The following is a 7928-nucleotide window of genomic DNA, read 5'->3' on the forward strand; positions in this document are numbered from 1 at the left end:
CGTGGCTCCCGGCCCGGCCGGGGCCGATCAGCGACGGCCGAACCGGGACATGGGGGCGAGCGCCCGGTAGGCGTTCCGTTCAGCAACTCCCTGTCGAGAGTGGTCAGCAACGTCATCACGCTGCTCGTCCCAGCCGAACGGGGCCCGGTTCTCCTAGCCGCCACCAAGGGCGCCGTCGGCCGTGGCGTCGGCGACCATTGGGCGCGCCCGGTTCGCCGCTCGCGATCCCGCCGGGCGCGGCCCGAACCGGCCGTACCGCGGACGGCGGACGGCGGGGACGTCGGCGCCGTTCCCGGCGCCGACCAGCCCGGCCTTCGCCGGCGCCGCCAGCGCGCCGCTCGGCGCGCCCGCACCGGCCCGACGGGCGGCGCGGCTGAGCCGGGACTCAGCGGGCGGCGGTGCCGACGGTCGCGCGGGGCCGGGGCCGCGAACGACCACGCAGCGGGCGGCGGGGTGCACGCATCCGCACTAGTTGCATACTCAATAATTTGCGGGAGCGGTGTTACCGTGCGGGTATGGCAGTCAAGACGGCCGAGGCCCGGCTGGAGGATCGCTGGCGCGACATCCTGTCGGTGCACGCGCGCACGATGTGCGAGATTGACCGGGTGCTGCATCCGTACGGCCTGGGCGCGAGCGACTTCGAGGTGCTCGACGTCCTGGCCGCCGAGTCGTCCCGGGAGGGCGACCAGTGCCGGGTGCAGAACCTCGTCGGACGGGTCCATTTGAGCCAGAGCGCCCTGTCCCGGCTGATCGGACGGCTGGAGAAGGACGGTCTGGTGGAGCGCTCGGTGTGCGCCGAGGACCGGCGCGGCGTATGGGTCACGCTCACCCGTAAGGGCCGCGACCTGCACACCGAGGTGCTGCCGCTGCAACGGGCGGCGCTGACACGAATGCTGGCCGGCCCGGTCGGCTAGCGCTAGCGCAGATCCGGTCGGCCAGCGCCGGTCCGACCGTTCCCGCCGGGCCCGCGACGCTCCCCCGGCTGCCGCTGGAAGATGCCCCCAGGCACCGCACCTCGCCGCGTCATCGAGCACGCCCGAACACGCCCCGCACGAGGGCGCCCCTCCCCCTTGCGACGCACGGCTCCCCCACGCTCGGCCGCACTCGCGCGGGAGGTACCCCCATGACGCTGCGGACTACTCCGATGACGCCGCGAACTGAACCGACGCGAATGATCAGACAGACCCTGGACCACGAGCCCGACCCCGGCCGGCAGGACGTCCACCCGCTGGGCCGCGATCTGCGCGCGGGCCGGTGACGCGGGGGCGAGCAGCAGATTCGCGTCGTCGAGACGGGCGCGGACCCGGCGGCGGCCGGGCCGACGGGCCGACCTGGCGAGGCTGCCGCGCGGACCCGAGACCGGCAGGTGCGGACCGATGGCCGCCCGCCCCCGCGCCGCCGGGCGCGAGACCGGTGCCTCGGACGGTGGCGCTTCGCGTCGGGTCGCGCCAACCGCGCCCGCTCGCACCCCGGTTGGCCCACAGTCGATTTGACACCCGCTCCGCACCACCCGCACCCTACGATCATGAAATCCATTTCCAATAAGGGCGGCTAGACATGCGCGTGGCATTCGTCGGCAAGGGCGGCAGCGGCAAGACCACCCTGTCGGCCCTCTTCTCCCGCCGTCTGGCGCGGTCCGGCGCGCCGGTCGTCGCCATCGACGGCGACATCAACCAGCATCTGGCCCACGCCCTGGGCCTCGCCGAGGAGGAACGCCTCACGGTGCCGCCGCTGAGCGCGCACACCGGCGAGATCAAGGACTATCTGCGGGGCACGAATCCGCGGATCCCCTCACGCGAGGCCATGGTCAAGACGACCCCGCCCGGCCATGGCTCGCGGCTGCTGCGGCCGCTCGGGGGCGACGAGATCCACTCCCGTCATGTCCAGGCGGTCGGCGGGGTGCCGCTGATGGTCACCGGCGCGTTCGACGAGAGCGACCTCGGCGTGGCCTGCTACCACTCGAAGCTGGGCGCGGTCGAGCTGTATCTCAACCATCTCGTGGACGGGCCCGGCGAGTACGTCGTGGTCGACATGACGGCGGGCGCCGACGCCTTCGCCTCGGGCCTGTTCACCCGGTTCGACCTCACCTTCGTGGTGGTCGAGCCCACGCGCAAGAGCGTCTCCGTGCTCCGTCAGTACCGCGACCACGCGGCCGAGTTCGGCATCCCCGTCGCCGTGGTCGGCAACAAGGTCACGGACGCGGCGGACCTGGAGTTCCTGCGCCGACACGTCGGTGACGACCTGCTCGCCCACTGCGAGCTGTCACCCTTCGTGCGCGCCCAGGAGCAGGGCCGCGGCCAGGGGACGCTGGAGCCGCACAACGCCCGCACCCTGGACCGGCTGCGCGCCGCCGTCGACGCCCGGCCCAAGGACTGGACGGCCTTCCAGCGGCATGCCATCGACTTCCATCTGCGCAACGCCGCCGCCTGGGCCGACGCCGCCACCGGCCACCATCTGGCCGACCAGGTCGACCCGGAGTTCCGGCACGGCCCGGCGGCCCTGGCTGCCTTCGCCTGACCGCGACCACCACCGCGACCACAGCCCCTCGCACCACCGTCCGTACATCAGCGCAACACAACCGCACCAGAACGGGACACCTCATCATGTCGCTCGACGTCTCCCCGCAGCTGCTCGCCGAAGCCGAGAAGGGCGAGGTGCGGGAGGAGGACTTCGTGGAAACGGTCCGCACCTCCCTGCCGTACGCCTATGACCTCATCGCCCGTCTGACCGCCGAACTGCGCGGCGGTACGGCGGAGTTCGCGGACAACCAGACCGCGCCGCCCGCGGAGCGGGAGCGCGGACAGCTGCTGCGGGCGCTGTCCAGTGACGCGATCCGGGGCTGTCTGGAGCGTCACTTCGGCGTCGCCCTGGCGTTCCAGAACTGCCATCGCGTCGCGGTCTTCCGGCCGGGGGCCCGCGGCGGGGCGGCCCACACCCGCTTCACCTCACCGCGTGCCCAGCTCCTCAATCAGTCACCGGAGCTGCGGGACTGCTGAGACGGTCCTCGGACCGGTGGGCGCCGCCGATCCGAGGAGAGGGCCGATGCGCAGCACCTCCTGCCGTCCTCGTGGTCCTCGCCGTCCTCGCAATCTTCGTGGTTCTCGTGGTCCTCGCCGTGACCGTGCTGCACGGGACGGTCAGCGCCGATCCGCGGAGCCCTGGGGTGCGGGCTGCTCGCCGTGGCGGTCACCATGGGCGTTCATCCGACGTTCGGCCGGCGCACCGTCCTGGGCGCGGGGCCCGGCATCGCCGGTCGCGGGGCCGCCGTCGCCGGGCGGCCGTCGCAGGGTCGCGCGGAAAGGGCCGTTCGGCTCTGGACCTGACCCGTGCACGCGTGCAGCCTGAGAGGGAAGGGGGTCACCCACGGGAGGTCGCCCACGGGAGGTGGACACGGTGGAAGCCAAGCAGTGGACCGTGCAGATCTACATCACCGAGGAGGGCGACGACACACACGCGCGTGCCGTGCTGACCACCCGCGACACACCCCGGCTCACCGGCCGGGGCCTCGCCCGGCGCAATCCGGTCGACCGGCCGATCCCGGAGGTCGGCGACGAACTGGCCGCCAGTCGCGCCCTGGAGGACCTCGCCGTACGGCTGCACGACGTGGCCGCCGACGACATCGTGCAGATGGCCGGTCCCGTCCACCGGTGACGGCGCCGCCGCGCGCCGAGGGGCATGGCGGCACACGCACCGGATGCGTGCGTTGTGGTCCGGGGGTGCCGGCGGGTCAGTCCGGGAGCGTCAGGAGGAACGTCTCTCCGGGACGGACGCCGACCGTGCGGTCGGGCAGCCGGAGGTCGACCGGGGCGAGGCCGGACGGCGGGACGGCGACCTCCAGTTTCCCGTGCTCCAGCCGCAGCCGGATGCCCCAGTGCCCCTGGTAACGGAGCGAGAACCCGTACGACGACAGCTGCGGAAGCGGCACCGGATCGAGCCACAGCGCCCCCTGCCGGGTCTCCAGTCCGGTCAGTCCACGCTGGACGAGGTCCAGCGTGCCTGCCATGGCACCCAGGTGGATGCCCTCGCCGGTGGTGCCACCCTGGAGGTCGGCGATGTCGCCGCGAAGGGCCTCCTGGCAGAACATCCAGGCGTCCGCGCGCCGGTCCCGGGCCAGGATCCAGCCGTGGACCAGACCGCTGAGGGTGGATCCGTGGCTGGTGCGGCGCAGATAGTACTCCACGGTGCGCCGCCAGGTCTCGTCGTCGAGCCGATGGCCCAACCGCTCGAAGAGGGAGCGCAGTTCGGCGGGTGAGAAGAGGTAGCCGAGCATCAGTACGTCGGCCTGTTTGGACGCCTTGTAGCGGTTGACGGTGTCGCCCTCGGCCTCCAGGATCCGGTCCAGGCGCCGGATGTCCTGGTAGCGCTTGCGGTAGTGGCCCCAGTCGAGTTCGGCGAGTTCGCCGTAGCCCTCGAACTGGCTGATGACGCCGTCGTGGAAGGGCACATGGAGGGTGCGGGACACCTCCTCCCAGCGTTCGGGCTCGTCGTCGGCGAGGCCGATGCGCTCGGCGAGTTCGCGACGCCGCGGCTCGGGCAGCGCGCGCAGCAGGTCCAGGGCGCGGGCCAGCACCCAGGCGGCCGTCACATTGGTGTACGCGTTGTCGTCCAGGCCCGGTCGCGGCGCGTCGGGATAGGCGTCGTGGTACTCGTCGGGGCCGACCACGCCGAGAATGCGGTGCCCGCCGCGGTGTGCGTCGTGGCGGGCGGAGTCCGCCCAGAAGCGGGCGATCTGCAGCAGCGTCTCGGCGCCCTCGGTGTGCAGGAACTCCGTGTCGCCACTCGCCTCGCCGTACCGCCACACGTTGTAGGCGATCGCCGAGCCGACGTGCCGCTGGAGGTGGGAGTGGTCCGGCAGCCAGTGCCCGGAGCGTGGGTTGAGGTGCAGCCGCGGTGCCTCCTCGCGGCCGTCGCTGCCGCTCTGCCACGGGTACAGCGCCCCCCGCAGGCCGATCGCGCGGGCCGCCGCGCGGGCCTGGCGAAGGCGCCGGTGGCGGTAGCGGAGCAGGGCGCGGGAGACCTCCGGGAAGTGCAGGTTGAGGTAGGGCAGGACGAACAGTTCGTCCCAGAAGACATGGCCGCGGTACGCCTCGCCGTGCAGCCCGCGGGCGGGCACGCCCACGTCGAGGTCGGCCGTGTGCGGGGAGAGCGTCTGGAGCACATGGAAGAGGTGCAGCCGCAGGATGTGGCCCGCCCGGCCGGGGACGTCAAGGCCGGTGCGGGTCCACAGCTGGTCCCAGGCCGTGCGGTGCCCGGCGAGCAGTTCGTCGAAGCCGGCCGCGGCGCCGACCCGGTCGGTGGCGGCGCGCAGCGGATCGCTGATCGCGAGGTCGTGGGAGGTGTGCAGGGCGACGGTCTTGTCGACGCGGACGGTGCTGCCGGGGATGAGGCGCAGCCGGAGCCACTGCACGGCCCGCGGGTGTTCGTGCGCGACGGTCACCGGCACCTGGGCGGTCAGGCGCGCGGCCAGGCCGATCCGGATGTCCGAGGTGCGGGTGCGGCAGCGCAGCCAGACCGTGTCGGGGGCGGCGGCGCCGGTGAGCACATGGGTGAGGTGGCGGCCGTCCAGATCGCGATAGCGGGCCACTCCGGAGTTGCTGACCCCGCCGTCGAGGGCGGCTTCCACGTCGAGTTCGCCGGCGAAGCCCTCAGCGGTGAACTCGGTGCGCAGCGCGGCCAGATGGGGGTCGGCCAGGTGGACCAGGCGCAGCTGGCGCACGAACAGCACCCGGCCGTCGCCGAGGCCGTAGCGGGTGTGCCGTTCCAGCAGGCCGGAGTCGAGGTGCAGGACCTGGCGGTGGTCGAGGACCGTCGCGGTGTCGGGGGTGAGCCAGTCGTGCCCGGCGGGGCGAAAGCGCAGCGGCAGCCAGTTCGGCAGGTTGACCATGTCCTCGTGCTCGACCCGCTGTCCCGCCACCTCGGAGGTGAGCCGGTCGTAGCAGCCCGCCGCGTAGGTGCCGGGGTAGTGCACATCGTCCGCGACGCACTCGGGGAGCGCACCGCGGGTGGCGAAGCAGCCGTTGCCCAGGGTGCACAGCGACTCCCTGAGACGTTCCTCCGCGGGTTCGTAACCCTCGTACTCCCAGGTCCAGCCGGTCACTTCGGCATCCCTTCGTCCTGTCCTGCGGGCCTGTCCGGTCCTCCTTTGCACCCCGCTTCCCCACTGTCCCCACTGTCCGAGCCGCGGGCCCGGTCCGCCACCGGCGCGGGCGGGCGCGGCGGCGGGTCAGCGGCGGCGCGGCACGACCGCCACGGGGCAGGCCGCGTGGTGCAGCAGGGCGTGCCGCACGCGGCCGGACCCGAGTCCCAAGGTGCCGGTCGAGCGGCGGGCTCCGATGATCACGAGGTCGGCGGCGGCCGAGCGGTGGAGCAGGACCGTGTGCGCCGAGCCCCGCACGGTGGCGGGCCGCACCCGGACGCCGGGGTGGGCGGCGGTGGCGGCCCCGAGCAGCGCGTCCAGGGTGGCGGCGGCCTGCCGCTCGTGCGCGCGGGCCGGGTCCTCGGGCGGCGCGGGGAACTCGGCGCTCTCGTACGCGGTGCAGCGCCAGGCGCGGACGACGTCGAGGGTGCACCTGCGCGCCTCGGCCTCGCGGAACGCGAAGCGCACGGCCTCGGCGGCGGTGTCCGGCTCGCCGGCGCCGAGCAGGATCCGGGCGTGTGTGCCTGCCAGGCCCGCCCGGTCCCCGCGGACGACGATCACCGGGCCATGGGCGTGGTCGGCGACGGCGCGGCCGACCGAGCCGAGCAGCAGCCCCGTGAGCGCGCCGTGGCCGCGCGTGCCGACCACTACCGCGAAGGCGTGGCCGGCCTCGCGCAGCAGGGCATCGGCCGCCTCGTCGGGCACGGTGTCCGTGCCGATCTCCACGCCCGGCGCCCGGCGACGGGCCCGTTCGGCCGCTGTCGCCACGATGTGCTCGGCCGGGCGTTCGCGCGCGCCGTGGGCGCCGGCCTCGTAGCGGTCGCCGGGACAGGCGCACACGAGCCGCAGCGGCAGACCGTGCCGGGCGGCCTCGTCCGCCGCCCAGTCGACCGCGCGCAGACTCCCGTGCGATCCGTCGACGCCCACGACCAGGGGCCCGGTCATCGTCGCCACCGCCTCTCCTCGGGCCGCGGGTGGGTACGGCTCCTCAAGCCGCGGACGGTGCGGCTCCTCGGGCCGCGGGTGGTGCGGCGCGAAGACGCCCCCTCTCACCGTCGCACCGGTCGGCGCGGGGTGCGAGGGCGGTTCGTCCGCCGCCAGGGCCGAACGACCCGCGGTCCGGTCCGGGCGGCCCGTGGCGTCCGGCCGGGCACCCGGACACGCTGGGAGGAAGAGCCCCACGGCGCACGGCGTCGTCCCGCCGCGGGGCGGCGAACGAAGGGAGCCGACGCGATGTCCTCCGCCACCACCCTGAACGCGGCCCTCCCGGCCGAGCACCGCGAACGACTGATGCGAATCGCCCGCGAGGTCTCCTTCGAGGCCGGCACCCGGCTGTTCGAGGAGGGCCGGCGGGCCGACCGGCTGTGGATCGTACGCACCGGGACCGTCGCCCTCGACCTGCATGTGCCGGGTCGGCGCGCGGCCGTCGTCGAGTCGCTCGGCCCGGGCGAACTGGTCGGCTGGTCCTGGCACTTCCCGCCGTACCTGTGGCAGCTGGGCGCCGAGGCGGCCAGTCCGGTGCGGGCGTACGAGTTCGACGCGGGGACCGTACGGTCGATGTGCGCGGACGACGCCGAGTTCGGGCGGGCCGTCGCGGTCTGGGTGGGCCGGGTGGTCGCCCACCGGCTGCACGCGTCCCGCATCCGCCTCCTCGATCTGTACGCGCCCTACGGCAGCGGTGTCCTGCCCTGACCGCGGCGAGCCCCCTCGACGGGGGCGCCTGAGAGCTCGGGAGGTTCGGAGATTCCGGCGGCTGCGCGACCGTCGTGGCCGGTCGCGCGGTTCCCCGCCC

General features: G+C 74.1%; 7 protein-coding genes. 5 read left to right on the forward strand and 2 right to left on the reverse strand.

Annotated elements, in window-relative coordinates; translation table 11 throughout:
• Nucleotides 1-515 precede the first annotated feature (515 nt).
• The 4 genes from ACWEKM_RS36630 to ACWEKM_RS36645 all read left to right on the forward strand — a co-directional run bounded on the left by ACWEKM_RS36630 (nucleotide 516) and on the right by ACWEKM_RS36645 (nucleotide 3651).
• Entirely contained in the window at nucleotides 516-914 is a 399-nt protein-coding gene (locus ACWEKM_RS36630; protein ID WP_451625597.1) for a MarR family winged helix-turn-helix transcriptional regulator, read from the forward strand.
• Nucleotides 915-1557: 643 nt separating this feature from the next.
• Entirely contained in the window at nucleotides 1558-2517 is a 960-nt protein-coding gene (locus ACWEKM_RS36635; protein ID WP_451625598.1) for an ATP-binding protein, read from the forward strand.
• Between the two features lie 86 nt (nucleotides 2518-2603).
• Entirely contained in the window at nucleotides 2604-2996 is a 393-nt protein-coding gene (locus ACWEKM_RS36640) for an SCO5389 family protein (RefSeq protein ID WP_451625599.1), read from the forward strand.
• Between the two features lie 388 nt (nucleotides 2997-3384).
• Nucleotides 3385-3651: a DUF1876 domain-containing protein gene (locus tag ACWEKM_RS36645; RefSeq protein ID WP_451625600.1), complete on the forward strand. Its 267-nt coding sequence runs from the start codon at nucleotides 3385-3387 to the stop codon at nucleotides 3649-3651.
• Between the two features lie 76 nt (nucleotides 3652-3727).
• Here the strand turns inward: ACWEKM_RS36645 and ACWEKM_RS36650 are convergent, their stop codons facing one another.
• Nucleotides 3728-6097 (reverse strand): glycoside hydrolase family 65 protein, encoded by a 2370-nt coding sequence (locus ACWEKM_RS36650; protein ID WP_451625601.1) that lies wholly within the window; start codon nucleotides 6095-6097, stop codon nucleotides 3728-3730.
• Nucleotides 6098-6223: 126 nt separating this feature from the next.
• Nucleotides 6224-7081: a universal stress protein gene (locus ACWEKM_RS36655; RefSeq protein ID WP_451625606.1), complete on the reverse strand. Its 858-nt coding sequence runs from the start codon at nucleotides 7079-7081 to the stop codon at nucleotides 6224-6226.
• A 288-nt stretch (nucleotides 7082-7369) separates the two neighbouring features.
• On the opposite strand from ACWEKM_RS36655, the gene ACWEKM_RS36660 reads away from it, so the two are divergent.
• Entirely contained in the window at nucleotides 7370-7828 is a 459-nt protein-coding gene (locus ACWEKM_RS36660) for a Crp/Fnr family transcriptional regulator (RefSeq protein ID WP_451625602.1), read from the forward strand.
• Nucleotides 7829-7928 lie beyond the last annotated feature (100 nt).

It is taken from the genome of Streptomyces sp. NPDC004752 (assembly GCF_053601275.1).